The sequence below is a fragment of the Amycolatopsis keratiniphila subsp. keratiniphila genome (assembly GCF_001620365.2).
Lineage (GTDB): Bacteria > Actinomycetota > Actinomycetes > Mycobacteriales > Pseudonocardiaceae > Amycolatopsis > Amycolatopsis keratiniphila.
This window is the reverse complement of sequence record NZ_LQMT02000022.1, coordinates 209,038-232,135: the sequence shown is the minus strand read 5'-3', so window position 1 is coordinate 232,135 and position 23,098 is coordinate 209,038. Positions and strand designations below refer to the sequence as shown.

The window sequence follows — 23,098 nt, the reverse complement described above, 5'->3', positions numbered from 1 at the left end:
CCGGGAAGTCGGTCCGTCCGACCAGGATGCCTCAGGCGCGGCGGTGATACGGCAGGAAGCGCCGGACCAGCCGCAACGACGCGCGTTCGACGAGGTCGGGACCGCGCACGGCGTCGAAGGCGGCGCCGATCTGGTCGACGACGCCGGACAGCCGTTCGTTGTCGGGCATCGGCATCTCCGCCGGGTCCCGTTCCTCGCGGACGGCGGCCGCGAGTTCGGCGAGGGCCGCCGTCAGGAGCGCGATGTCGGCCTCGTCGGGGGCGGGGGCGCCGCGTCCGAGGGTGACGCCGACCTCGGTGACGGCGTCGGCGACGCGTTCGAGCCCCGCGATCACCGGCCACCAGGCGACGGCTTGCCGTCCGGCGGCGGAAGGCTCGACGACGACCTGCTGGAACGCGGTCCGCAGGTCGGCCAGCGCGCGGTAGGCGCGGCGACGGGCCCGTGAGCGGTCCAGCCGGGCCTCACCGGACGGCGCGAGGACGAGTCCTTTGTCGACGTACTTCACCAGGCTGTCGAGGCTGTCGGCGAGCCGTCCGCCGACCTGTGGCCGACGGCTGCCCGGCCAGAGCAGGTAGCCGAAGATCAGGACGATCGCGCAGCCGAGCACGGTGTCGACGAGCCTGGCGAGCACGATGTTCCAGCTTCCGGTGCTGGCGAGGTCCATCTGCAGGATGATCAGCGGGGTCACGAAGGCACTGAGGATGCCGTAGTTGCGGACCTTGCCGACCGCGACGCCGCCCGCGAAGACGGCGATCAGCAGGACCAGCAGCCAGCCTTCGCCGCCCGCGGCGAGTACGGCCGCGCCGATGCCCACGCCGATCACCGTGCCGATGCCGCGCAGCACCGCGCGGCCGAAGACCGAGCCGAAGTCCGGTTTGAGGACGATGCCGACGGTGAGCGTGATCCAGTAGGACCGTTCGAACGGGACGAGCAGCGCGACGACTTCGGCGATCGCGACGCACAACGTGAGGCGGAGCGCGGCGAACCAGGTGAGCGGGCCGGAGACGAGCGAACCCGCCCAGCCGCGAAGGCGTTTGTGCCACGGCTGGACCTCGCGCCGTTTCCGGTTGTCGCCCTTGCCTATCCGGGCGAGCCCGGCGTAGAGCGCGGCGAGGACCGGGTCGGCGTCTTCGGGCGCTTCGGGAGGCTCCGGGAGTTCCTGGTTCGCGAGGACGGCGGCCGAGGTCGCGATGAAGTGGTCGATCACGTCGTCCGGGGCGTGGCGGCCGGCGTTGACCATCGCGACCGACGCTTCGACGGCGGGCGTGCTGGCCGAGAGCAGGTTGAGCAGCTGGCGGTAGGTGGCGTCGCGGCCGGACAGCCAGGAGCGGGCGGTGAGCAGCCGGTCGTACGCGGTGTTCATCGCGGTCGTGAGCTGGTGCCGCGCGACGCGGGAGGTGGCCTCGTCGGTCGCGGAGAGCATCGCGGCGAGCTCGACGTAGACGTGCGCGACGGCGCCGCGTTCGGGGCTGGTGGCGCGGAAGGTCCAGGTGGCGAGCGCGATCAGCAGGCTCCAGGCGGCGCCGGCGCAGAAGTAGCCGAGGAGGACTTCGACGCGCAGGCCGGTGACGTGCTGGCCGGTGCCGAGCACGCAGAAGACGAACATCTGGAGGCCGGCGACCGACGCGTTGCTGCCCGCCGCGCTGATCAGCGCGGACACCGCCGCGACCCCGACGACGACCGGGATGGACGCGGCGGGGACGCCGCCGGTGATCAACCCGGCGAAGTAGCCGAGACCCGCCGCCGCGGTGGCGCCGCCGAGCCGCCGCGCGCGGTAGCGGTACGGGCCGGCGGATTCGGAAAGGACGGTGGGCAGGGCGCCGGTGGAGACGAGCGCGCCGACGCCGATGTCGCCGAGTGCGTAGCCGACGGCGAGCGGGACGGCGAGGGCGAGGACGGCGCGGGCGACCATGTTCCACGGAATGGGAACCGGTGTGCTGCGGAGCAGCTGCACCAGCCAATGTGGTGCGGCGATCTCGCGGCGCGGCGTGCTCACGCCCCTATCTTCACTCATGCGACGGTACTGGCGAGGGTGGCACGTTGCGAAAGCCACTTTCACAACGTTGAAGGTTGCGAAAGTGGCTTTCGCAACGTCGCCGGAGGCGGCCCCGTCATCCTCGACCACTTATCCGTGGCGTTCGGAGCGGTTATCGTCGCCACATGGGCAAGACGTACTCCTTCGAGGTCAACCGGACGAGCAGCGCCTCGCCCGCTTCGCTGTTCGCGCTGGAGGCCGACGGTTCCCGGTGGTCGGAATGGGCGAAGCCGGTGGTGTTCCACTCGCGCTGGGCGCGGGAACCGGGCGCGGACGGCGTGGGCGCGGTGCGGGCCGTCGGCCTGTGGCCGGTGTACCTCCACGAAGAGACGCTGGAGTACGAACAGGACCGAAAGCACGTCTACGGCTTCGCGGGCCTCGCGCTGCTGAAGGACTATCGCGCCGAAGTCTCGTTCACGCCGAACGCTTCCGGCGGCACGGATCTGCGATGGACCGGCCGGTTCACCGAACCGCTGCCCGGCACCGGCGCCGCCGTCCGCACGGCCCTGCGCACCGTGATCTCGATCCTGGCCACGCGCCTGGTGAAACACGCCGAACGCGCCTGACCCCACCCCCCGCCCTTCCCAAGGGGGGCGACCCCGAGTCCAGTCTACCGGCGCTGGGCGGCGGGAACGGGCGCTCGGCCGAGTTGTCCACAGAGGGCGATGCTTGTGGACAACTCCTGTGGGTAGCCGAAGGACGCCTTAGCCGCATAGGACGCGGCGAAGGACGCTTTCGCCCCGCGAGGACGCGCCGAGGGACGCCTTCGCCCCGCGAGACGCGGCGAAGGACGCTTTCGCCCCGCGAAGGGCGAGAAGCGTCAGCCCGCACCGAGGCACAGGAAGGGGCGCCGCAGCGGATCGGCCGCGGTCGCTTCCGCGAGCGCCAGAGCGGGCGCGGTCCCCAGCGCCAGCCGCCGGTGCAGGTCGGCCATCGCGGCGGCGGCCGCCTTGTCGCCGACCCGCGCGATCGCGCCGATGACCGTCCGCGAGCCGCTCGCGAGCAACGTCCCGGCGAAACCGAGTGCCTCCTCGCCGGGCCGGATGTGACTCATCGCGAGTTCGCACGCGGCCAGCACCACCCGCTCCGGCGGTTTCGCGAGCCGGGCGGTTTCGTGCGCGTACAACGGGCCGTCGACCAGTTCCAGCCGCGAGAACAACGCGTTCGCCGGTTCGTGCGCGCCGTGCGCGACCAGGTGCGCCATTCCGGAACCGTCCAAAGCGGACAGGACGGTGTCGCTGGTCGCGTCCTTCCCGTCGACGAGCCGGGCCTGCGGGTACACGGCCCGCAGGTTCCGCACCTCGCCCACCGAACCCGGCACCCCCGGCCCGCCGGCGAGCAGCACCGGGCCGGAGTTCCGCCGCCCCGACGCGGTCACCCAGGCGGTCGCCGACGGCGCGATCGACACCGGATGTCCGTGCAGGGAAGGCAAAGCGCCCCAAGGCAACGCGTACAGCGAGCCGATCGGCACGATGATCAGCTCACGGTTTTCCAGCGTCTTCGCCAGCGACGCGGAGATCAGCCGGTCCAGTTTGTCCGCCCGCCGCCGCGCGGAACCGGTGACGACCTCGACCAGCGGCGCGGGCAGGTTGTCCGGCGCCAGTGCGTCGAGATCCGCGTGCAACTGCCGCGCCGTCTCGACGATTTCCCCGAGCGGCCCCAGCTTCAGGAGCCGGAACCGGCCGCGGTCGACGACCACCGCGTACAAGGTGTCGCGATACCCCATCAGGCTGACCAGCACGCGATCCCCGAGCCGCTCGACCACCTCTTCCGGTGCCGAGACCGGCCGCGGGCGACCCCACTGGCTGGTGTACCACCCGAGCCGCGTCGCCTCCCGCTGCAAGCGGTCGTAGCGCTCTTCGAGCTTCCCGACCGGTTCACCGGACAGCCGCCGCGCCTGGATCGTCCCCTGCACGTGCCGCATTTCGTTGATGTGCCGGGCGAGCGCGGGATCCTCGATGACCGGGAGCGGCTCGTAGCGGTACACCTGCGCGCGCGTGCGTTCCAGCCACGCGAACAGGCTCTTCGCCCCGGCGCCGCTGCGCCTCGCCTTCTTGAGCACCAGCGTCAGCGCGAGTTTGCCCAGCTCCTCGCCGTGCGCCGCCGTCCCGCAGACGAGGTCGAGCCCGCCCATGCGGTCGCGGATCTGCCCGAGCTCCGCCAGCCCGGCCCGCGCCTGCGCGAGCGCCGAACGCGGCCGGTGGGACGCCACGGCGAGTTCGGCCCGGCACAACCGCAGCTGCATCCGGTGGTCGATCGGCGTGGTCTGCCGCGGTTTCGGTACCTGCGCCAGGAGTTCCTGCGCGGCGGCCGTGTCCCCGCGACGGATCAGCAGCCGCACCGCGAACATCCGGGCCGCGCCCGCTTCGTCGCGCAGACCCAGGCCCGCCAATCGAATGGCGAGATCAGCCAGCCGCTCCGGCAGTTTCGCGGGCGGCTTCTTCTCCCTGTCCGCCAACACCTTCACCGCGTCCGCGCGGAGCCTGGTCAGCTCGGCGATCTCCGCCCACCGGCCGTTGCCGCGCCGCAGGAAACTCCGTCGTGCGGACGTCGCGAGCTTCTTCGCGAGAACGTGGTCGCCCTCCAGGATGGCCGCCCCGGCCCGCGCGACCTCGGCTTCGGCCACGAGATGGTGCGCGCCGTTGCCGCGGAGTTCGGGGATCGCCTCGTCGAGATGTCGCGCCGCCTCCTCGGCGAGCCCGGCGGTGAGCAGGGCCTTCGCCTGATCGAGCCGGACGAGCGGCAGCGAACCGGGTCCGTCGGTGACGAAGATCGAGGCCGCCTGCTCGTAGTGCCGGAGCGCTTCGGGGATGTCGCCGAGCAACTGGGCGTGATCACCCAGGTTGTGCCGGATCTTCCCTTCCAGCATCCGGTGCCCGTGTTCGACGGCGAGATCGAGTGCGTCGGCGAGGTCGCGGTGCGCGTCGACGGGATTGGTCTTCTGCAGCTGAAGCCAGGCCCGGTTCACCAAGGTCCTGGTCAGCAGGAGACTGTGCCTATCCGCCTCGGCGACGAGCTGGGGGATCACCGCGTTGTAGAGCGCGAGCGATTCGTCGAGCCGCCCCACGCGCATCATCACCAGCGCGCGCTGCAGTACGACGATGAAACCCAGTTCCCGCCGGGCTTCGCCACTCGGCAGCCGAAGCCGTGTCCGCTCCGCCTCGTCCAGCCGGACGAAACCGTCCTCTTGGGACGTGATCTCCGCTTCCGCGGCCGCGAGACTGACCAGGATCCGGACCCGGATCTCCAGCCGTTCGGGACTGTCCGTGTCCACCCGCCCGAGACGGGACAGCCCGCTCTGCAGCAACCTGATCGCCGCGCCGGGCCCGTGGTCGGAAGCCGCGACCCTGGCCCGGCGGTGCAGATCGGCCGCCGATTCGACTACGGCGTCGACGACGGAAGGCTGCGCGGGCACACGCACTATGGGAGCACACCCACGCCGCATAACGGAACAGCCGTCCGGTTACAGCACCACTGTCGGTGTCACGACCGTTCGGCGACAGGTCACGTCGCCGAGGTGGATCACGATCTGGGTGGTGCCCTGGGGGACGTTGTCCAGCACGAACCGGCCTCCTTCGTCGGCGGTGGTGGAACTCGTGCCGTGCTCGGCGACGCGAACCTCCACTCCGTACTCGCCGGCGGGCACGAGCCAGCCGTCGATCCGGTGCTTCTTGCCGATCTTGGTGAGGTTGATCATCACGGTTAGATCGCTGACCGTGAAGGTGATCGTGCCGGTGTCGCTGCCGCGGACGCCCGCCGTGGCGTCCATCCGCTCCCAGCGGGCGACCTCCACGTCGAGGTTTTCGAGCGCGAGCGCGAACTGAACCCGCTGCACCAGGTCTCCCGGTGGCGGGTCCAGTTCGTCCATGAAACGTCCGATATCGGCGAGCAGCTCCTCATCGCCCGGGGAGGTCATCTCCCCCGGCGTCCCGAGGTCGTTCATCGGCTTCCCCCTTCGTGGGCCAGCAGGTCGCGCATCGATTCGAGGCAACGGCCCCTGGTCGGGCCGACACTTCCGCGCGGCATACGGAGTGCTTCGGCGACCAGTTGGTATTCGGCCCGCCCGGCGAGCACGGTCAGCCGAAGGAGCTGCTGACAGCGGTGCGGCAGGCGGAGGAAGGCGCGCCAGACCCGGCGATCCCGGTCGGCGCGGACGGCTTCCTCTTCGGGGGCCGGATGGGTGCTCTCCATGCTTTCGGCCAGCTCGTCGGTCAGCGGGACGGGCTGAGCGCGGCGGCCGAAGGGATGCTGGGCCTCGCGCCTGGTGGTGGTGATCAACCAGGCGGCGAGCGCTTTGGGATCACGGAGTTTTTCGAGCTGGCTGAAGAGCGCGAGCCACACCGTTTGGACCACGTCCTCGGCGGTCAGGCGATCGAGCCCGTTCGCGCGCGCGACATGCCACACGAGCGGGGTCAGCTCGTGCACAAGTCTGTCCATCGCCTGGCGGTCACCGGCCCGCGCCGCGCGCATGCAGGCGGCATGCAGGTCGGCACCGGTCAGTCCTTCCCATGGCGGGTCTACCTCGGTCGTTTGCACGTCGGTCACCGTATCTGCCCCACTTCGGACGTGTCTTCGTGTCGGCGCTGGCAGTATCGCGGGCCCTTCGGGGAGAAGGAGCGTGCAAGAGGCTCTGGGATACATCAAGTCACTAACTTTTTTGTCGAGTTTCGGTGGTCCCCCTCGGTCTGAGGTGAAGGACAAAGGCACCGGCCGGCGCGAGTAGGTGTGGACTGCGCACCGGCCGGTCCTTTTTTCCCTCCCCCCGGGCCCGCTCCCCAACGGGCCCGCGTCCGGGCGTCCCCCTCCCCCGAAGGAGCACCCGGAGGTGATGCCCGGCGGCCCCCTCGGCCTCCGGACATCACCTGTCCGTGTTCATTCAGTTCGACGGCGGGTTGGTGCCGTACGGGTCCCAGTTGCCGTCCGGGCTGGTGCCGGGACGGGGCGGGACCGGCGCCGTGATCGGCTTCGGCTTCGGGGTCGTCTCTTCGAGGTCTTCGGTGGCCGTGGCCTCGTCGTCGACGGGCGCGGTGTTGGTCTCGGTCGTCATCGGGTGTCCCTCATTTCCTCGACTGCTCCATAGGACGCAACGAGGCTGCCACCAGATACACGCAGAGCCAGCTTTTTCATGGAAATTTCTTAATCTGTGGCAAGCGAGTGACCTGATCAGCGCTTTTACCCCGAAAAGGTGTCGCTGAGTAGCCGTCGGCTCACGTCCGCGAGTTGCCCCGCCCAGCGCCGGTAGCCCTCGGGGCCGGGGTGGAAACGGTCCTCGGCGAAGGTCGCGGGATCCAGCATCGCGGCCGGCATCGGGACGTGGACGACGCCGGGCAGCAGGGCCAGCCGGGCGGCCGCGGCGTCGAGGACGGCCGACCGCGCGCCGAGGACGTCCCGCAGCGGACGCGGCAGCGAGGGGAACCGGCCCATCGGCGGCACGCCGGCCAGCACCACCGGGACCCGCCCCACGCGACGTCGCACTGCGACGATCAGGTCGAGCAGGTCGCGCCGGTAGCGCGTGGCCGAATGCAGTTCGATCGTGTCGTTGACGCCGAGCGCGATCACGACCAGGTCGGCGGGTTCGAGCAGCGGCACCAGGTCCTCGCGCACCACGCGGGCGTTGGCGCCGGTCCGGCCGAGCGCCTGCCAGGCGACGGCGCGGCCGTCCCGCGCGAGCTCGTCCGCGAGCCGTCCGGTCAGCCCCTCGGCGTGCGTCGGCGCGCCGACCCCGTCCACAGTGGACTCGCCGAGCACCGCGAGCCGCACCGGGTCGCCGTCGCCGGTCACCAGACCGGTGACCGGTCCCGCGGCACCGGGCAACCTGGGCGTCGTACGGCGCACCCGGACCGCTTGGGCGAGAAGGATCGGGGCGAGCACCACCGCACGGCTGATCACGTCAGGACCCTACTGCCGCGTTTCGTCCTCTGAACGCGATCGTTGCGCACGCAACAACCGCATCGAGAGGACTGAACGCGGGGAAGGTCAGCCGTGGGCGATCGAGACCGTCTGACGGACAAGCGAGTCGTCCGCGGCCGCGCGGAGCAGGTAATCGGCGACGTCGGCGCGGTTGATGCTGTAGCTCCCGCGGACGTTTCCGTCGGTGCTGGCGGCGATCTCGCCGGTATGCGGTCCGTTCAGCAGACGCGGCGGACGCACGATCGTCCAGTCGAGTTCGCTCGCGCGCACGATCCGCTCGGCGGCGATCATGTCGGTGAACGCGTGCCGGAGGATCCTGCCCAGGATCGGCTTGACGACGTTCCTGGTGAAGAAGGCGTCGCCGTCGACGAACGGTCCGCTGGCGCTCACCAGCAGCAGCCGCCGGACGCCCGCCGAGCCGAGCGCGGCGACGGCGGCGCGGGCCCCGTCGGTGACGATGGTCGTCGGGTTGCGGTCGCGGGCGCCGAGGGCGGAGATCACCACGTCGCGCCCGGACACCGCCTCGGTCAGCGCGCCGTGCTCGGACAACTGCGCGACGACCACCTCCAGCAGGTCGCCTTCGACGGTGAGCCGGGACGGGTCGCGGACGACCGCGGTGACGTGGTGGCCGGCGGCCAGCGCCTGCTTGACGACTTCGGAGCCGACCCCGCCCGTGGCACCGAGAACAGTGAGCTTCATGGTCACGCCTTCCAGGGTCAGTGAACACTCACCCACTATGGTGAGTGTTCACTGACCAGTTGTCGAGCGAACGCTGAGAAGCCCTCAGGAGCGAACATGGGAAGCCGCGAGGAGATCGTCGCCGCGGCGGCGAAGGTGATGCGCGAGCAGGGCTACGCGCATGCCACGACGAAGGCCATCGCGCGGGCGGCGGGCTACTCCGAGGCGTTGCTGTACAAGCACTTCAAGGACAAGACCGAGATCTTCACGAGCGTGCTCACCGAGCGGCTGCCCGCGCTCGGGACGACCTTGGACGAGCTGATGAAGGCCGCGGCGGACGCCCCCCTCGCGGCGAACCTCGCCCGGCTGGCGCGGATCACGCTGTCGTTCTACCTGGAGAGCTTCCCGATCGCGGTGTCGCTGTTCTCGTCGCGGGAACTGCTCGCGACCCATCGGGAACGGGTCATGAGCAGGGACCGCGGACCGGACGTCCCGCTCGTGCGTGTCGCCGAGTACCTGCGGGAGGAGGTCCGGCTCGGCAGGATCCGCGAGGACGCGGATCTGGACGCTTCGGCGTCGCTGCTGCTCGGGGCGTGTTTCCAGTACGCGTTCCTGGCGTCCTTCGAGGACCGGGAGCCGTCCCCGGAGGAGCTGGACGCGTGGGCGGAAAGGCTGGCGGGCACGCTCGTGGTCGCGGTGACCTCGTGAGTGGCGATTCGAGCCAGAACCCGCCGTGTCCTCCATACCTACTGGTCCGAAGTCCGCGACTCGCGTGATCAGGCACGTAACTCCCGTGATCAGGCGCGCAACTCGCGTGATTGGATACCGCACTCACGTGTTCCGCCTCTGATCACGCGAGTTCCGGCTTCGATCACGCGAGTGCGGTCACCCGCGCGCCCGATGGCTCCACCGGCTCGGAACTTGACGGCACCGGACGCTCGCCGCGGCACGGTCGAGCGTGGAGGAATCGGGACGTTGAGTGTCCCAATTCCTACATCACCGAGGGGCACTCAGGGCATGGAGCTTGCCGAGGGGGCGGCTCCACCACGACAGATGGTCACTCGCGCGCCCGATGGCTCACTTGCCCTTTTCGGCCCGCATCTCGTGCCACTTCGCGTACATGTCGTTGAGCTCCTTGATCATGAAGCTCAGGAAGTCCCGCATCTCGGCGACCCGTTCGCCGGCCGGCGTGTCCGACCCCAGCGCCGAAACGCCCTCGTCGGCCGCGTCGCGCCACATGGTGATCATGCGGTCGCGTTTCATGAAGGTGGCGTACCAGAGGTCGTCGAAGAGCCGGTAGTGGTCGCGGCGCGAGCCGGGCTCGCGTTCCTTGGCGACCAGGCCGATCTGTTCCAGGTACCGCACGGCCCCCGAGATCGCGGCGGGGCTCACCGAGAGCTGGTCGGCCAGCTCGGCCGCGGTGAGACGGCCGGCGTCGGTGGTCATCAGCGCGGCGAACACCCTGGCCGGCATCCGCTGCATCCCGATCTGGGAAAGCGTGAGGCCCAGGTGCTCCACGTAACGGCGGACGGCGTCCTCGTCTCTCTGCGTGCTCGAAGCACTCTCAGGCGTCGTCGTCATGGGCACATCCTCTCTCACTTCCCCCAGAGTGATCACACCATCCATACGTTTTCTTAACTTCACAACTTCGTGAAATCACTGTACCTTCAGATTCATGGAAAACGCCATCTCCATCTCCGGCCTCCACAAATCCTTCGGCCGGACCAAGGCTTTGGACGGCCTTGACCTGCAGGTACCCGCTGGGGAGGTGCACGGCTTCCTCGGCCCGAACGGCGCGGGGAAGTCGACCACCGTCCGGGTCCTGCTCGGTCTGCTCCACGCGGACTCGGGCGACGTCCGCCTGCTCGGCGGCGACCCCTGGAAGGACGCGGCGAGCCTGCACCGGCGCCTCGCCTACGTCCCCGGCGACGTGAACCTCTGGCCCAACCTCTCCGGCGGCGAGGTGATCGATCTGCTGGGGCGGCTGCGGGGCGGGCTCGATCAGCGCCGCCGCAAGGACCTCGTCGAACGCTTCGACCTCGACCCCAAGAAGAAGGGGCGCACCTACTCCAAGGGCAACCGGCAGAAGGTCGCGATCGTGGCCGCGCTGGCCTCGCACGTGGACCTGCTGATCCTCGACGAGCCGACCTCCGGCCTCGATCCGCTGATGGAGGCCACCTTCCAGTACGCCATCCGGGAGGAGCGCGAGCAGGGCCGCACGGTACTGCTGTCGAGCCACATCCTGGCCGAGGTCGAGGCGCTCTGCGACAAGGTCAGCATCATCCGCAACGGGCACACCGTCGAGACCGGCACGCTCGCCGAGCTCCGGCACCTCACCAGGACGTCGATCTCGGCCGAACTCGCCGGCCCGCCGAACGGGCTCACGAAACTGCGGAACATCCACGACCTCAAGGTCGAGGGCAACCGCGTCCGCTTCGACGTCGAAACCCGCTCCCTCGACGACGCGTTGCGGCAGCTCACCCAGGTCGGCGTCCGCAGCCTGACCAGCCAGCCGCCGACGCTGGAGGAGCTGTTCCTCCGGCACTACACCACCGAAGCGAGCGCGAAATGACCGCGACGCTGGACCGTCCCGTAGCCACCGGACCGGCGCACGGACTGGTCGGCACCTGGCAGCTGACCAGGCTGGCGCTGCGGCGGGACCGGATCGTCCTGCCGATTTGGATCGTCCTGCTCGGGATCATGCCCTCGACGTCGTCGGGCACGTTCGAAACCCTGTACCCGACGGCCGCCGAACGGGCCGGGCTCACCGCGGGCATGGGCGCGAACCCGTCGCTTTCACTGATCTACGGCCCGGCCTTCGACCTCTCGACCGCGGGCGGGTTCACCGCGTGGCGGCTCGGCGGTTTCCTCGCCCTGGTCATCGGGCTGATGGCGGTCTTCACCGTCACACGGCACACCAGGGCCGAAGAGGACTCGGGACGCGCGGAACTGCTGGCCTCCGCGGTGGTCGGCCGGTACGCCCTGCTGACCGCGGGCGTGCTGGTGTCCGCCGGGGCGAGTGTCCTCATCGGACTCGTCGAGGCCGCGCTGATGATCGGCGCGAAGCTGCCCGTCGAAGGCTCGCTCGCGCTCGGCGCCGCCACCGCGGTGACCGGGCTGGTCTTCACGGCGATCGCGGCGGTCGCGGTTCAGGTCGCCGAGTATTCGAGGACGGCCAACGGGATCGGCGCCACCGCCGTCGGGGTCGCGTTCCTGCTGCGCGCGGTCGGCGACTCGACCTCCGACGCGAACTGGGTCTCGTGGCTGTCCCCGATCGGGTGGGCACAACGGATCCGGCCGTTCGCCGACGAGCGGTGGTGGGTGTTCCTGCTCCCGCTGGCCGCGACCGTGGTCGTCGGCGCCGCCGGGTACGCGCTGCTCCCACGGCGCGACGTCGGCACCGGTATCGTCCCGCCGCGTCCCGGACCCGCCGAAGCCGCGGCGTCGCTGCGCAGCCCGTTCGCGCTGGCGTGGCGGCTGCACCGGGGTCCGTTGATCGGCTGGCTGATCGGCACGGCGGTCTGCGCCGCGGTGTTCGGCTCGGTGGCGAGCGGGATCGGCGACGTCGTCGGGGAAAGCCGGCAGGCGAAGGAGATCTTCCAGCGCCTTGGCGGTACGGACGGGTTGATCGACGCCTTCATGGCGGCGATGGGCGGCCTGTTCGCGATGGTCGTCGCGCTCTACGGGGTGCAGGCCGCGTTGCGGCTCCGCGCGGAGGAGGCCGCGGTGCGGGTCGAGCCGCTGCTCGCGACGGGTGTGGGCAGGATGCGGCTGCTGGGGAGCCATCTCGTGTTCGCGTTCGGCGGCACGGCGCTGATGATGGTCGTCAGCGGTGTCCTTTTAGGACTGTCGAACGGGCTGCGCTCCGGCGGCGTCGGCGACGCGGTCGGCGACATGGTGGTCGCGTCGCTGGCGCAGCTTCCGGCGGTGTGGGTGATCACCGGTCTCGCCGTGACACTCTTCGGCCTGGCGCCGAAGCTCACGACGGCGGCGTGGGCGATCGCCGGGCTGGCGTTGCTGCTCAGCCTGTTCGGCCCGGTGCTGAACCTGCCGCAGGCGATCGTGGACGCCTCGCCGTTCTCGCATGTTCCGAAGCTGCCCGCCGCGGAGTTCACCGCGACACCGCTGGTCTGGCTGACCGGGGTCGCCGTGGTCGCGCTCGTGGCCGGGCTCATGGGCTGGCGGCGTCGCGACGTCGGCTAGCCACAGGGGAAACCGTGAAGGCCGCCCGCCGGGGAGGGCGGCCTTCACGGTACTTGCCGTACTCCGCCGTCGGGTGCCACGACCAGTTTCGCGGTCGGCACGCCGCCTCCGCACGCCTCGCCCGCCGGATAGGCGATCACCGGGGTCACGTCGAGGACGTGGGGTTTCCCGTCGTCGAGGGTCACCGTGGTCCGGACCGGCGTGGTCGGCAGGCCCCGGGTAGGGACGAAGACGTGCTCGCCGCCGGGCGCGGACTCGGTCACGCAGGTACCGGCCCAGCACAACTCCAGCGACACGCGGGTGACCCCGGCGGCCGGGATGTCGAGGGAGATCCCCTCCGACAGGGCGATGGCCGGGCAGGACTTCTCACCGGAGCCGCACGCGGTCAAAGCCGTGAGCAGGAGCAGGAAAACGGGTAGTCGCCGCATACGGGGCAGACGAGGCGAAGGCCGCCCTGGTTGCATCAGTCGCTTCGGAATCCCGTGGTCGTACTGGGCGGAAGCTCCGTCGAGGTGGGCGAAGGGGTCACGGTCCTGGTCACCGTGCGCGGCGCCGGCGTCCTGGTGCGGGTGACGACGAGCGGCTCCGGGGTGCTCGCCGGCACGGTCACCGTGACCGGTCCGACCGAACGGGAGGTCGAGGTCGGGGCCGGGGTCGTGCCGACTTCGTAGACGCGGCGCTGCGGCTCGCGGCCGGCCACCAAGAGCGCGGCGACGAGCAACCCGGTCGCGATGCCCGCGATGGCCGCGACCACGACGGAACCCTGGCTCGACATCCGGCACCCCCTCGCCATGCGAAGCGCAGGTACGGGGACTACTCGCGTTGATCTTACGTTTTGTTACGCAACGTGCGCAATCCGTCGACAATGATCCGCACGAGATGCCGTTCTTCGAGTGAATACCGTTCGGCGGCGAGGCAACCGGCGATCAGGGCGCGCAGGTCGTCGCCGTCGATGTCCTCGCGGACCGCGCCCGCGGCCTGCGCCCGCGTCAGCAGCGCCTGTGTGGCCGAGCGGAACTCGTCGCCCGCGCCCGCCTTGAACCCCAGTCCGGTCGTTTCGGCGAGCGCGTCGCAGAGGGCCCGGTTGCGGGACGCCTGCTGGACGACGCGTTTGAAGAAGTCGAAGAAGGCTTCACCGGGGTCTTCGGCGGCCATGAGCTCGCGGGCTTCTCGCGCGAACTGCTCGAGACGGTCCACGACGACGGCCTGGAAGAGCGCTTCCTTGCTGGGGAAATGTCGGTAGACGGTGCCCGCGCCGACACCGGCGATACGGGCGATCTCGTCGAGGGGGACGGCCAAGCCGTCGACGGCGAAGGCCTCTTCGGCGGCCGCGAGCACCTTCGCGCGGTTGCGGCGCGCGTCGGCGCGCAGCACGGGCTTGTCCACTGTTCCCCCTCCTCAACCGGGTCCGGCGTTCCGATTCAACGCCGGCGGCGACGAGGGCATTCCTCACTGCACCGCGGTCTGCGTCCCGTCCGGCGTGAGCAGGCCCTGGACCGTGGTGAACAGGTACTCCCAGACACCCGGGATCAGCACCACCGCGGCGACCGCGAACACCGGGAAGATCAGCCGGTTCTCCACCTTCTTGCCGGTGCGGAACCGCAGCGGCTTCGGCGGCCGGATCTCGTACCAGGTCTCGCCCGCGATCGGGATCGGGAACAGGAACGGGCAGCCCGACTCGGTCAGCGCGTCCCCGAGGCAGTGCACGAAACACCCGGCCGCGACGGCGATGCCGAGCCAGCCGGAGATCTCCGCGAGCTGCGCCGCCTTGTCCGGCGGGGCGGTCCACACCCACCACCCGACGGCGGCGCCGCTGACCGGCAGGAGCCAGTCGCCGAGCGCGCCTTCCGCGAGCAGCAGGCCGAGGACGACGACGCCGAACACGGCCCATGGCCCGCCCTCGGTGGTCCCCCAGGAGGTCAGGAAGCCGAGGCCGACGGCGAACAGGACGGTGTGCGAGAGATGCCGGTGCTTACCGGTGACCTTCTCGTCCCGAGGCCCCTTGGTCAGCGCGTAGAGCCCCGCCGAAACGCGGCGAAGCAGCCATGAGATCGCGCCGGTGAACCAGCCGAGCAGCTTCGACGCGCGAGCGCCCGGATGGTCGAGATCGGGAAGGAGGGCGAACCCCGCCGTGGTCGCGGCGAAGACCACCGCCTGGTGCACCGTGCCCGCTCCGACGGCGGGCGCGAGTGCGAGGCCCGCGCACCACCCCGTCAGGGCATGCGTCCGCCCCATCATCTTGCCGCCCCCAGGTGTCGCGGATCACGAGCCCACGACCGTAGCGGGGGATCAGGCGGGGGGCTCCTCCGACACGCTGAGGTGCTCGGCGACGCCGGTGAGCTCGATCACGCGGCTCACCTGCGGGCTGGGCACCAGTTCGAGTTCGACCGCCTTCTCGGCGGCCTGGCGCTGCGCCTGGAGCACCACGTTCAGCGCCGAGGAATCGAAGAAGGTCACGCCGGTCAGGTCGGCGACCACCCGGCCCGACGGTTTGTCCGTGATCAGGGCCCCGAGGGTCTCCTGAAGCTGCGGGCTCGTCAGCAGGTCGAGCTCACCGGTGACCACCACACGCGGTTCAGACGCGTCGGCGTCCAGCGTGATGCTGAAACCGGGCGGCGTGGTGTTCTGGTCCGCTGCGGGCATGCACATTCTCCTCATCAGGTGAGAACCGACGCTCAGCGCCGGAACGCGCCTGTGGTCTCAAGCGACGGCCGCGCCCAGTCCGGACACGGACGCACGCTCTTCTTCGGCGGGTAGGCGTGGCTGTCCCCGCAACGACAGTCCCAACCCTAACCCAGTACGGACGGGGCGCCACGATCGCCGTCGTGCGCGTCGCCGACCGGTGCCCGGGGCGCGCTCAATGCGCGGTCAAGGCCTTGCGCCCGGCGCGGCGTTCACGGAGGAACAGCTCGCGGCGCTCGATCTCGCCAAGACCACCCCAGATGCCGTACGGCTCCTGCACCGCGAGCGCGTGCTTGCGGCACTGCGCCAGCACGGGGCAGGTGTGGCAGATCGCCTTGGCGCGCGATTCGCGCCGCTCACGGGCCGAACCGCGTTCGTTGTCCGTGTGGAAGAACAAGCTGCTGTCCGCGCCTCGGCACGACCCACGGAGCTGCCAGTCCCACTCTTCCGCCACCACGTTCGGCAGCCGGCTCACGTCAGCCATGTCGGTCCCCGCCTTCCAAGGAGATCGTTTGTCGCCGGTTACATGCCCGCCCCCTGCACGGCTCAAACGTGGGTTTGGTTTGCTCACACCAAGGGCATCTGACGGAGCGGCAGCGCAGCTCGAGAGAGGAACACACGTGGTGGACAACACCCCGCCCGGCGGGGAGGGCGCTCAACTCATCGAGGTACGCACGGCCGCGGTACCGCACGTGGTACCGACCCTCCGGACGATCGTCGCGGATATCGCGATGCGCCAGGACTTCGATCTGGACGCCGTCGAAGATCTCCGGATGGCGGTGGACGAGGCCTGCTCGATGCTGCTCCCGTCGGCCGCCGACGGCCATCTGACCTGCGTCTTCTCGTGGAAGGACGGGCGGATCGAGGTGACCGTGTCGGTGCTTTCGGACTCCCCGGAACCCGACGACGAGACCGGTCTGTCCTGGCAGCTGCTCACCGCGCTGGCGACGTCCGCGCGGCGGAGTGTCACCCCGGCCGACGGGGGCTACCTGTCCAGGGTGGAGCTCATCCGGGAGAGCGAGGCGGCCCGGCCGTGACCGAACCCGTCGAGCAAGACGGCGCGGATGTCCCGGTCCTGTTCGAGCGCATGTGCGCGCTGCCCCCGAACTCCCCCGAGCGCGAGGCGCTGCGGGACGAGCTGGTGCGCGCGCACCTCGAACTCGCGCGCAATCTGGCGCGCAAGTTCCGCAACCGCGACGAGTCGATGGAGGATCTGGTCCAGATCGCGACGATCGGGCTGATCCACGCCGTCGACCGGTTCGACCCGGGTCAGGGCAGCGACTTCCTGGCGTTCGCGGTCCCCACCATCTCCGGGGAGTTACGGCACCACTTCCGCGACAACAGCTGGTCGGTCCGGGTGCCGCGGCGGCTCAAGGAGCTGAACGCGAACATCTCGGCCGCGCGTGAGGAGCTGACCGTCCGGCTCTCGCGCGCGCCGAAGCCCAGTGAGATCGCCGGGCATCTCGGCGTGCCGATCGACGAGGTCTACGAGGGCCTCCGGGCCGGTCAAGGCCGGTACGGGGCCTCACTGGACAACCTCCTGGAGAACTCGGCGCACACCCGCTTCGGCGAGGCGGACGCCAATCTGAGCCAGGCGGAGCTGCGCGAGGCGCTGCGGCCGATGCTGGAACGGCTGCCCGATCGCGAGCGGAAGATCGTCGCGCTGCGGTTCGGGTCCGGGATGAGCCAGTCGGACATCGCGCGCCGTGTCGGTGTTTCCCAGATGCAGGTGTCGAGATTGCTGGCCGCCACGCTCAAGAAACTGCGGGAAGGACTGACCGAGACCGAACTCACGGACGGAGTCTGATTCGACCTCGCCCCTTGTGGGTATCAGGGAGGCGAACAGCGGATCTGGGAGTCTCTCGTGAGGGGAGGTGCGGAACCATGACGATGTCCAAGACGCGATCGGAGGGCTCGTTGCCGGTGGTCTCCCTTCCCCTGCCGGTCGATGTGACGGCACCCGCCGTCGCACGACAGGCCGTACGGGCGACTCTCGGGAGCCTCGGCCTCGACGGGCCGGCGGTCGACGACGTCCTCCTGGCCACGTCCGAGCTCGTCACGAACGCCTTCGAGCATGGCGAGAAGCCGGACAGGCTCGAGGTCGAGTACTCCGGCGGTAGGCTCACCCTGCGGGTCTTCGACTCCGGGACGAACCGGCCGAAGCTGAAGGAGCCGTCGCCGATGGCGGCGCGCAGCCGCGGTCTTCAGCTGGTGCACGCGTTGTCCGAAGACTGGGGACACGAACTCTGCTCGGGCGGGAAGTACGTCTGGGCCGTGTTCAATCTTGATCGAGCCGACGCTTCAGCTTGAGCGCGGCGTCCGTTTCGGCGATGCGTTCCCGGAGCGGTTTCCGTTCCAACGCCTCGACGGCGGCGACCAGCACCTCCCTGAGCGGGTACGGCAGTTCGGCTTCCAGCTGGGCGGCCGCGGCGCTGGTCGCCGCCCACTCCGCTTCCAGCGTCGGCATCAGACGTCGGGTCTTCTCCGTCAGCGAGACGATCCTCTGCCGGGCGTCGGCCCCCGGCCGGAGCGAGACGAGGTCCTGACGCGCCATCTGCGCGATGGTCTGGCTCGCCGCGGAATGGGTGACGCCGACTTCGGCGGCGAGGTCGCGGATGGGCAGCGGCCCGTGCGCGACGATCGCGCGGACGAACGGGGTGAACCGGGGCCGGTAGTCCCCCAGCCCGATGTCTTCGAAGAACGCGGAGACGTCCGCCTCGGTCACGTCGAGGACGTGCCTGAGCAAAGTGCCCATCCCTCGTTCGCGCGGCGGCCTCCCCACCAGCGGATCATAACGACATAACGGCGGAGCGGGGGTGGTCCCGGAAAAGTGACCAAAGGGGTGAACCCGCCCGGCCGAAGGCCCCGCTATCGCGGTGGCAGGGCGCCCTGCTCGGTCACCGCGGGTGCGCGACCGGCGTGCGCCCTGCCGACGTCGATCGCGGCCGCGGGTTCACAGACAGGCAAACAACGACATAATCCTCGGATGACGCCCGAAGAGCTGCTGACGACCACCCGGACCGTCCGCAAACGACTGGACCTGACCCGGCCGGTGCCTCTCGAACTGGTCAAACACGCCCTGCAGGTCGCGCTGCAGGCGCCGAGCGGGTCGAACACGCAGCGCTGGCACTGGCTCGTGATCACCGATGCCGGCCAGCGGGCCGAACTCGGCAAGCTCTATCAGCGGGCGTGCCGCGAGTACCTGGATTCCCCTCGGGCGGCGGGAAAGCTGTTCGCGGACGACCCTGAGCGGTCGAAGGTGCAGAAGCGCGTCGGCTCCAGCGTCGAGTACCTCGCCGACAAGATGGGTGAGGTACCCGTGCACGTCGTCCCGTGCCTGGAGACGAACAGCGCGGAACTGCCGGCCGGGAACCAGGCCGGGCTGTGGGGCAACCTGCTGCCGGCGGTGTGGAGCTACATGCTCGCCGCGCGGGCGGTCACGCTCGGCACGGCGTGGACGACGCTGCACCTCGCGTACGAGAAGGAGGCCGCGGAGATCCTCGGCCTGCCGGAGAACGTGCACCAGGCCGCGCTCATCCCGACGGCGTTCTACACCGGCGACACCTTCAAACCCGCCGCGCGTCAGCCGCTCGAAGACGTCATGCGGCTGGATCGCTGGTGAGATAGGACTCCAGCCGGTCCGCCAGTTCCTTGGGGTGGCTCAACGGGACGGAGTGGGAGCCGTCGATCTCGTCGGGGGCGAAACCGAGCCTGTCCTGGACGACCCGGCGCTGGAACTCGGGCGCGAAGAAGCGGTCTTCGCGCGCGATGAGCACCTTCGTCGGGACGTCCGGCCACTTGTCCAGCGGCCACGGCTGTCCCCATTCGGCGCTGACCTGGTTCCGGGCGTGCGAGCCCGCCTCCGCGACGATGTCCGCGGGGACGCCGTTGTAGAACTGCTCTTCTTCGCTGAGGCTTTCGTCGGACGTGAAACCCGTGTTACCCCACCAGTCCCCCGGCGACTCGCCCGGCTTCGGGACCATCGGCGTCAGCATCACGAGCAGCCGCGGCGAAAGCTTCTCGGCCACCAGCGGCGCGGTGAAGCCGCCGTAGGAGTGGCCGAGCACGACCAGATCCCCGCGATCGCCGATGGCGTCCACGACGGCTTCGACGTGTTCTGCGAAGCCTGCCTTCTCGTCTTCGATCGGCAGGTTCACCGCGACGACGTCGTGCCCGCGCCCGGTCAGTTCCGCCTCGAGGAGGTGGAAGTCCCAGGCGCTGCCGCCACCGCCGTGGATCAGTACGAAGGTCGCCATGGCCACAGCCAACCCGAAAGCGGGGAGATCAGCAACGACCGAGCATGTCGCTGAGCGCGCTCTTCTCCGCTGTGGTGATCGTGAGGCCGTAGTAGTGCTTCACGGTGATCCAGTCGGTGGCGTAGGTGCACCAGAACGAGACGAGCGGCGGCTTCCACTGGTCCGGCGCCTTGTCGCTCTTCTCCTGGTTGACGTTGTCGGTGACGGCGAACAGCTGCGGGCGGGTCAGGTCGTTCGCGAACTGGCGCCGCTTCTCGTCGGTCCACGACTTCGCGCCGCTGACCCAGCTTTGCGCGAGCGGCACCATGTGGTCGATGTCGATGTCGGTCGGTTTGGTCCAGGTCTCGCCGTCGTAGACGCTCGTCCAGCTGCCGGAGGTCGGGGCGCAGTCGGAACCGGCCTTGACGTCCTTGCCGTCCCGTTTGAGCACGAACTCGCGGGTGTTGCAGTTGTTCCCCTGGTTGTCCCAGTGCGGGTACTTCTTGCGGTCGTAGCCGTCCATCGAACCGCGCGGGGCGACGGTGAGTTCGTCCAGTTGTTTGCGCGCGTCGGCCGCGCTCGCGGGGTTCGCGGGCTTCGGCTGCAACGCGTCGCCCTTGCCGCTCACGAACCAGAACACCGCGAGCACGACGGCGGCGAGGGTGATCAGCAGGAGCAACCGCTGAGCCGTGGTCATCTGGCTGGTACGCGTGGCCACCGCGCGGTTTCCTCTCGACGGGGAACGGGGAGCGCCAAGTATCGCCGCGCGGCGCGGGGAAACCGGGCGCGACACGACGATGACACCCGGTAGTTGTTGTCACATCGGGGCCCTGAGCAGCGACTACCCCAGGGACGCTGCCGGAAGGAGCGGGCTTGTGGGCGCCGAAAAACGTAAGTGGAACACCCGGGTCGACGACTATCTGAACCGGAAGGCCGCGGAACGCGGGCACGTGATCGCCATGGCACGTATGGGATCCACCGCGCTGGAGCGTGGTGATCTCGACGAGGCCGAGACGTGGTTCCGCAAGGCCGCCGAGGGCGGGGACAGGGTCGCGATGGGCAACCTGGCGCATCTCCTGAACGAGCGCGGCGTGCCGGAACAGGCCGAACGCTGGTATCGCGAAGCCGCGACCGCCGGTGATTCGCATGCCATGTCGCATCTGGGAAATCTCTGCGCGCGCCGAGGGGATCGGGAGGCGGCGGAGGACTGGTGGCGTCGCGCCGCCGCCGAGGGCCGCGTCGAGTCGATGGCCGAGCTCGCGCGGTCCAGGCATCGCAGTGGCGATCTCGAAGAGGCCGAGTACTGGGCGGGCGAGGCCGCCGAAGCGGGCAACGTCGAAGGCATGATCACGCTCGGCGCCGTGCTGTGCGACACCGGCCGGACGTCCGAAGCGGATCCCTGGTGGCGCAAGGCGAGCGAAGAGGCCGACGCGGCGGCGCTGATCAAACTCGGCCACCAGGCACAGCAACGAGGCGACCTCGCGCGCGCCGAAAGCTGTTTCCACGCGGCCGCGGCCGCCGGTGCCCCCGACGCCGCCGTCCGCCTCGGCCTGGTGCTGCACCGCCGCGGCGAACTCGACGCCGCCGAACGCTGGTATCTCAAGGCCGCCAAACGGGGCGACGCCGCCGCGATGACGAACCTGGGCGTGCTGGCCAACGACCGGAACGATCCCGGAGAGGCCACTGCCTGGTATCGGAAGGCCGCGGAACTCGGCAGTGTTCCCGCGTACACCAACCTCGGCAGGCTGGCCGCCGACCACGGGAACTTCCAGGAGGCCGAACACTGGTTCCGCGCGGCCGCCGACACCGGCGACCAGGCGGGGCAACGGGATCTGGAGGAGCTGTACCGCAACCGGCAGCGGTATTAGGCCTGCCAGTTCCGCATCGCCGCGAACCCCTCGCGCAGCCGCTGGAGCTTGCGGCTGCGGTACGGGTCCTCGCCGTCGTCGAGCCGCCACCGCTCCTCGACGCCGGCGCGGAACACCGCGAGCCCTTCGAACCCGAGGCCCGCGGTGAAGTCCGCGATGTTCACGTCGATCCGGCCGGAACCGTCGAGATCCAGCCGTAGCAACCACTCCGCGAGCTCCTTGGGCTCCGGTGGCGTGTCCGCGCAGGCTTCCGCGTACAACGCGAGCGCGCCCGAGACCTCGGAGCCGAGCGCGCCGAAGGAGTCCTCGACGAAGTCCAGCGCCTCCACCACCAACTCGATGACGAGGCACAGCAAGGGCCCGTCCATGAGTTCCCTGACGGTGGCGAGCACCTCGCGCACCTTCTCGGTGTACGCGACCGTGCCCTGGAAGCCGACGAAACCGCGCAACCGCAACGTTCCCTCGACATGGCGGCGCAACGCGTCGAGGTCGCCGCGGCCCGCCTTGAGCGAGAGTTTGCGGAACAGGACCGGGTCCTCGTTCGCGTGCCCGACGAGCAGTTCGACCAGCTCTTCGCGGTCGAGCGTTTCGACGTACCCGCGGATGTCGGCCGCGCCGCCGTCCGCCACCCCTTCGAGGACCAGCAGCCCGACGGCCACGCAGTGCTTGCAGAAGAAGCCGTCCGCCGCGTGCGGGCAGGAGCACTCGCCGACGAGCCCGCCGTCGACGTTGCGTAACCGGACCGTGTACCGGTCGGTGCCGCTGACCACGGCCGTCACCCCGCCCGCGACGTCGTCCAGCGTCTCGACCGACTCCAGGTACTTGGCGCCGCGCGCGAACGAGACGTCACCGGCCTGCCTGCGGAGTTCGTCCTCGCTGAACCACGTCACCGGCCTATTCTGCGCCTTGCCCCGGAGGACCGAGGAACAACCCACCGCTCGCGTCGAGGACCTGCCCGGTCACCCACCGGGCGTCGTCGGAAACGAGGAACGCGACGACGTCCGCGATGTCCTCCGCGGCGCCGAGCCTTCGGTGCGCGGTGAGCGTCGTGATGGCCGCCTCCAGCTCCGGAGTGAAGATCCGGCCGTTGTCCGCGGTCCTGGTCGCGCCCGGCGCGACGGCGTTGACCGTGATGCCGCGGGGTCCGAGCTGGTGGGCGAGGGTGCGGCTCATCGTCTCGAGCGCGCCCTTGGCCATCGCGAAGGAGGTCTGCGCCGGGTTGGCCATCCTGGTGGCGACCGTTAACGCCCTCGCTCAAGCCTCCGCACCAAGTGTTAGTTACTAACAACACGAGAACTCTCCGGGACCGTCAGCGCGCCGAGACTTAGCTACTGGTGCAGCCGCACACCGTCCGCCTCTTCACTTTGTCGCTATCCGCGCGGATCGGGCGCGCCTTGGAGTCGACCGACGCTCTGAGTTCGCCGGAGGAGGAGACGAAGGCGTTCCTGCCGACGCGGCTACGGCTGATGATCTCGGTGCGCGCGCGG

28 protein-coding genes are annotated in these 23,098 nt (G+C 70.0%); 9 read left to right on the top strand and 19 right to left on the bottom strand.

The annotated features are described in order from the left end of the window. Window positions 1-31: 31 nt before the first annotated feature. Window positions 32-1,996 carry an FUSC family protein gene (locus tag AVR91_RS23600; RefSeq protein ID WP_063277253.1) on the bottom strand — a complete coding sequence of 655 codons (1,965 nt, stop codon included), beginning with the start codon at window positions 1,994-1,996 and terminating at the stop codon, window positions 32-34. Window positions 1,997-2,160: 164 nt separating this feature from the next. Here AVR91_RS23600 and AVR91_RS23595 point away from each other — a divergent pair, with 164 nt between their 5' ends. After that, a complete protein-coding gene (locus AVR91_RS23595) occupies window positions 2,161-2,601 on the top strand; it encodes an SRPBCC family protein (protein ID WP_016330783.1) in 441 nt (146 codons plus the stop codon). Window positions 2,602-2,855: 254 nt separating this feature from the next. On the opposite strand, the gene AVR91_RS23590 is transcribed toward AVR91_RS23595, so the two are convergent. From AVR91_RS23590 to AVR91_RS23570, 6 genes are all read right to left on the bottom strand, one after another. Continuing rightward, window positions 2,856-5,456, bottom strand: a complete 2,601-nt coding sequence (locus AVR91_RS23590) for a CHAT domain-containing protein (protein WP_083737707.1) — start codon at window positions 5,454-5,456, stop codon at window positions 2,856-2,858. A gap of 42 nt (window positions 5,457-5,498) precedes the next feature. After that, a complete protein-coding gene (locus AVR91_RS23585) occupies window positions 5,499-5,978 on the bottom strand; it encodes a hypothetical protein (RefSeq protein WP_016330781.1) in 480 nt (159 codons plus the stop codon). Beyond that, window positions 5,975-6,580: an RNA polymerase sigma factor gene (locus tag AVR91_RS23580; protein ID WP_007030724.1), complete on the bottom strand. Its 606-nt coding sequence runs from the start codon at window positions 6,578-6,580 to the stop codon at window positions 5,975-5,977. Before AVR91_RS23580 ends, AVR91_RS23585 begins: the two co-directional genes overlap by 4 nt. A gap of 331 nt (window positions 6,581-6,911) precedes the next feature. Continuing rightward, entirely contained in the window at window positions 6,912-7,082 is a 171-nt protein-coding gene (locus AVR91_RS43390) for a hypothetical protein (protein ID WP_167337756.1), read from the bottom strand. Window positions 7,083-7,207: 125 nt separating this feature from the next. Continuing rightward, window positions 7,208-7,924, bottom strand: coding sequence for an SGNH/GDSL hydrolase family protein (locus AVR91_RS23575; protein ID WP_063277254.1), 717 nt, complete (start codon window positions 7,922-7,924; stop codon window positions 7,208-7,210). Window positions 7,925-8,011: 87 nt separating this feature from the next. Beyond that, window positions 8,012-8,644: an NAD(P)-dependent oxidoreductase gene (locus AVR91_RS23570; RefSeq protein ID WP_063277338.1), complete on the bottom strand. Its 633-nt coding sequence runs from the start codon at window positions 8,642-8,644 to the stop codon at window positions 8,012-8,014. 96 nt (window positions 8,645-8,740) lie between these two features. Between AVR91_RS23570 and AVR91_RS23565 the strand changes: the two genes are divergently transcribed. After that, the gene (locus AVR91_RS23565; RefSeq protein ID WP_063277255.1) at window positions 8,741-9,331 is read left to right on the top strand and encodes a TetR/AcrR family transcriptional regulator; all 591 of its coding nucleotides are present in this window, start codon (window positions 8,741-8,743) and stop codon (window positions 9,329-9,331) included. Between the two features lie 369 nt (window positions 9,332-9,700). On the opposite strand, the gene AVR91_RS23560 is transcribed toward AVR91_RS23565, so the two are convergent. Then, the gene (locus AVR91_RS23560) at window positions 9,701-10,204 is read right to left on the bottom strand and encodes a GbsR/MarR family transcriptional regulator (protein WP_038507712.1); all 504 of its coding nucleotides are present in this window, start codon (window positions 10,202-10,204) and stop codon (window positions 9,701-9,703) included. 94 nt (window positions 10,205-10,298) lie between these two features. On the opposite strand from AVR91_RS23560, the gene AVR91_RS23555 reads away from it, so the two are divergent. Together AVR91_RS23555 and AVR91_RS23550 are read left to right on the top strand one after the other, a co-directional pair. Then, window positions 10,299-11,195, top strand: coding sequence for an ABC transporter ATP-binding protein (locus AVR91_RS23555; RefSeq protein ID WP_063277256.1), 897 nt, complete (start codon window positions 10,299-10,301; stop codon window positions 11,193-11,195). Next, the gene (locus tag AVR91_RS23550; protein WP_063277257.1) at window positions 11,192-12,826 is read left to right on the top strand and encodes an ABC transporter permease; all 1,635 of its coding nucleotides are present in this window, start codon (window positions 11,192-11,194) and stop codon (window positions 12,824-12,826) included. The genes AVR91_RS23555 and AVR91_RS23550 overlap by 4 nt, the downstream gene beginning before the upstream one ends. 44 nt (window positions 12,827-12,870) lie before the next feature. Here the strand turns inward: AVR91_RS23550 and AVR91_RS23545 are convergent, their stop codons facing one another. The 6 genes from AVR91_RS23545 to AVR91_RS23520 form a co-directional block, all read right to left on the bottom strand. Next, the gene (locus tag AVR91_RS23545) at window positions 12,871-13,254 is read right to left on the bottom strand and encodes a hypothetical protein (protein WP_063277258.1); all 384 of its coding nucleotides are present in this window, start codon (window positions 13,252-13,254) and stop codon (window positions 12,871-12,873) included. Window positions 13,255-13,289: 35 nt separating this feature from the next. Continuing rightward, window positions 13,290-13,601: a hypothetical protein gene (locus AVR91_RS23540; protein WP_076153324.1), complete on the bottom strand. Its 312-nt coding sequence runs from the start codon at window positions 13,599-13,601 to the stop codon at window positions 13,290-13,292. 53 nt (window positions 13,602-13,654) lie between these two features. After that, window positions 13,655-14,212, bottom strand: coding sequence for a TetR/AcrR family transcriptional regulator (locus AVR91_RS23535; protein WP_063277260.1), 558 nt, complete (start codon window positions 14,210-14,212; stop codon window positions 13,655-13,657). A 63-nt stretch (window positions 14,213-14,275) separates the two neighbouring features. Continuing rightward, a complete protein-coding gene (locus AVR91_RS23530) occupies window positions 14,276-15,061 on the bottom strand; it encodes a metal-dependent hydrolase (protein WP_063277261.1) in 786 nt (261 codons plus the stop codon). Window positions 15,062-15,115: 54 nt separating this feature from the next. Further along, entirely contained in the window at window positions 15,116-15,469 is a 354-nt protein-coding gene (locus AVR91_RS23525; protein ID WP_016330770.1) for an STAS domain-containing protein, read from the bottom strand. Between the two features lie 214 nt (window positions 15,470-15,683). Beyond that, entirely contained in the window at window positions 15,684-15,992 is a 309-nt protein-coding gene (locus tag AVR91_RS23520) for a WhiB family transcriptional regulator (protein WP_016330769.1), read from the bottom strand. Window positions 15,993-16,128: 136 nt separating this feature from the next. Here AVR91_RS23520 and AVR91_RS23515 point away from each other — a divergent pair, with 136 nt between their 5' ends. From AVR91_RS23515 to AVR91_RS23505, 3 genes are all read left to right on the top strand, one after another. Further along, window positions 16,129-16,545 (top strand): ATP-binding protein, encoded by a 417-nt coding sequence (locus AVR91_RS23515; protein WP_016330768.1) that lies wholly within the window; start codon window positions 16,129-16,131, stop codon window positions 16,543-16,545. Continuing rightward, window positions 16,542-17,315 (top strand): SigB/SigF/SigG family RNA polymerase sigma factor, encoded by a 774-nt coding sequence (locus AVR91_RS23510; RefSeq protein ID WP_063277262.1) that lies wholly within the window; start codon window positions 16,542-16,544, stop codon window positions 17,313-17,315. Before AVR91_RS23515 ends, AVR91_RS23510 begins: the two co-directional genes overlap by 4 nt. A 77-nt stretch (window positions 17,316-17,392) precedes the next feature. Further along, window positions 17,393-17,818 (top strand): ATP-binding protein, encoded by a 426-nt coding sequence (locus tag AVR91_RS23505; RefSeq protein WP_063277263.1) that lies wholly within the window; start codon window positions 17,393-17,395, stop codon window positions 17,816-17,818. Here the strand turns inward: AVR91_RS23505 and AVR91_RS23500 are convergent. After that, window positions 17,787-18,263 carry a MarR family transcriptional regulator gene (locus AVR91_RS23500; RefSeq protein ID WP_063277264.1) on the bottom strand — a complete coding sequence of 159 codons (477 nt, stop codon included), beginning with the start codon at window positions 18,261-18,263 and terminating at the stop codon, window positions 17,787-17,789. The two genes, AVR91_RS23505 and AVR91_RS23500, sit on opposite strands and share 32 nt — an antisense overlap. Before the next feature lie 231 nt (window positions 18,264-18,494). On the opposite strand from AVR91_RS23500, the gene AVR91_RS23495 reads away from it, so the two are divergent. After that, a complete protein-coding gene (locus tag AVR91_RS23495) occupies window positions 18,495-19,130 on the top strand; it encodes a nitroreductase family protein (RefSeq protein ID WP_063277265.1) in 636 nt (211 codons plus the stop codon). Here AVR91_RS23495 and AVR91_RS23490 read toward each other — a convergent pair. Together AVR91_RS23490 and AVR91_RS23485 are read right to left on the bottom strand one after the other, a co-directional pair. Beyond that, window positions 19,108-19,764 carry an alpha/beta hydrolase gene (locus AVR91_RS23490; RefSeq protein ID WP_063277266.1) on the bottom strand — a complete coding sequence of 219 codons (657 nt, stop codon included), beginning with the start codon at window positions 19,762-19,764 and terminating at the stop codon, window positions 19,108-19,110. The two genes, AVR91_RS23495 and AVR91_RS23490, sit on opposite strands and share 23 nt — an antisense overlap. Before the next feature lie 28 nt (window positions 19,765-19,792). Next, window positions 19,793-20,440 carry an HNH endonuclease family protein gene (locus AVR91_RS23485; protein WP_394329966.1) on the bottom strand — a complete coding sequence of 216 codons (648 nt, stop codon included), beginning with the start codon at window positions 20,438-20,440 and terminating at the stop codon, window positions 19,793-19,795. A gap of 178 nt (window positions 20,441-20,618) precedes the next feature. Here AVR91_RS23485 and AVR91_RS23480 point away from each other — a divergent pair, with 178 nt between their 5' ends. Next, window positions 20,619-21,611: an SEL1-like repeat protein gene (locus AVR91_RS23480; RefSeq protein WP_063277267.1), complete on the top strand. Its 993-nt coding sequence runs from the start codon at window positions 20,619-20,621 to the stop codon at window positions 21,609-21,611. On the opposite strand, the gene AVR91_RS23475 is transcribed toward AVR91_RS23480, so the two are convergent. Continuing rightward, entirely contained in the window at window positions 21,608-22,501 is an 894-nt protein-coding gene (locus AVR91_RS23475) for an SWIM zinc finger family protein (protein ID WP_063277268.1), read from the bottom strand. The genes AVR91_RS23480 and AVR91_RS23475 overlap by 4 nt on opposite strands. Window positions 22,502-22,505: 4 nt before the next feature. Beyond that, window positions 22,506-22,838 (bottom strand): SDR family oxidoreductase, encoded by a 333-nt coding sequence (locus tag AVR91_RS23470; RefSeq protein ID WP_228709306.1) that lies wholly within the window; start codon window positions 22,836-22,838, stop codon window positions 22,506-22,508. Between the last annotated feature and the right edge of the window lie 260 nt (window positions 22,839-23,098).

Excerpts from the sequence above, each read along its gene's own strand:
- AVR91_RS23505 (WP_063277263.1), top strand. The coding sequence starts at position 17,393 with ATGACGATGTCCAAGACGCGATCGGAGGGCTCGTTGCCGGTGGTCTCC.
- AVR91_RS23545 (WP_063277258.1), bottom strand. The coding sequence starts at position 13,254 with ATGCGGCGACTACCCGTTTTCCTGCTCCTGCTCACGGCTTTGACCGCG.
- AVR91_RS23565 (WP_063277255.1), top strand. The coding sequence starts at position 8,741 with ATGGGAAGCCGCGAGGAGATCGTCGCCGCGGCGGCGAAGGTGATGCGC.
- AVR91_RS23485 (WP_394329966.1), bottom strand. The coding sequence starts at position 20,440 with ATGACCACGGCTCAGCGGTTGCTCCTGCTGATCACCCTCGCCGCCGTC.
- AVR91_RS23525 (WP_016330770.1), bottom strand. The coding sequence starts at position 15,469 with ATGCCCGCAGCGGACCAGAACACCACGCCGCCCGGTTTCAGCATCACG.
- AVR91_RS23495 (WP_063277265.1), top strand. The coding sequence starts at position 18,495 with ATGACGCCCGAAGAGCTGCTGACGACCACCCGGACCGTCCGCAAACGA.
- AVR91_RS23550 (WP_063277257.1), top strand. The coding sequence starts at position 11,192 with ATGACCGCGACGCTGGACCGTCCCGTAGCCACCGGACCGGCGCACGGA.
- AVR91_RS43390 (WP_167337756.1), bottom strand. The coding sequence starts at position 7,082 with ATGACGACCGAGACCAACACCGCGCCCGTCGACGACGAGGCCACGGCC.
- AVR91_RS23585 (WP_016330781.1), bottom strand. The coding sequence starts at position 5,978 with ATGAACGACCTCGGGACGCCGGGGGAGATGACCTCCCCGGGCGATGAG.
- AVR91_RS23520 (WP_016330769.1), bottom strand. The coding sequence starts at position 15,992 with ATGGCTGACGTGAGCCGGCTGCCGAACGTGGTGGCGGAAGAGTGGGAC.
- AVR91_RS23595 (WP_016330783.1), top strand. The coding sequence starts at position 2,161 with ATGGGCAAGACGTACTCCTTCGAGGTCAACCGGACGAGCAGCGCCTCG.
- AVR91_RS23560 (WP_038507712.1), bottom strand. The coding sequence starts at position 10,204 with ATGACGACGACGCCTGAGAGTGCTTCGAGCACGCAGAGAGACGAGGAC.
- AVR91_RS23540 (WP_076153324.1), bottom strand. The coding sequence starts at position 13,601 with ATGTCGAGCCAGGGTTCCGTCGTGGTCGCGGCCATCGCGGGCATCGCG.
- AVR91_RS23470 (WP_228709306.1), bottom strand. The coding sequence starts at position 22,838 with ATGGCCAACCCGGCGCAGACCTCCTTCGCGATGGCCAAGGGCGCGCTC.
- AVR91_RS23570 (WP_063277338.1), bottom strand. The coding sequence starts at position 8,644 with ATGAAGCTCACTGTTCTCGGTGCCACGGGCGGGGTCGGCTCCGAAGTC.
- AVR91_RS23530 (WP_063277261.1), bottom strand. The coding sequence starts at position 15,061 with ATGGGGCGGACGCATGCCCTGACGGGGTGGTGCGCGGGCCTCGCACTC.
- AVR91_RS23555 (WP_063277256.1), top strand. The coding sequence starts at position 10,299 with ATGGAAAACGCCATCTCCATCTCCGGCCTCCACAAATCCTTCGGCCGG.
- AVR91_RS23490 (WP_063277266.1), bottom strand. The coding sequence starts at position 19,764 with ATGGCGACCTTCGTACTGATCCACGGCGGTGGCGGCAGCGCCTGGGAC.
- AVR91_RS23500 (WP_063277264.1), bottom strand. The coding sequence starts at position 18,263 with ATGGGCACTTTGCTCAGGCACGTCCTCGACGTGACCGAGGCGGACGTC.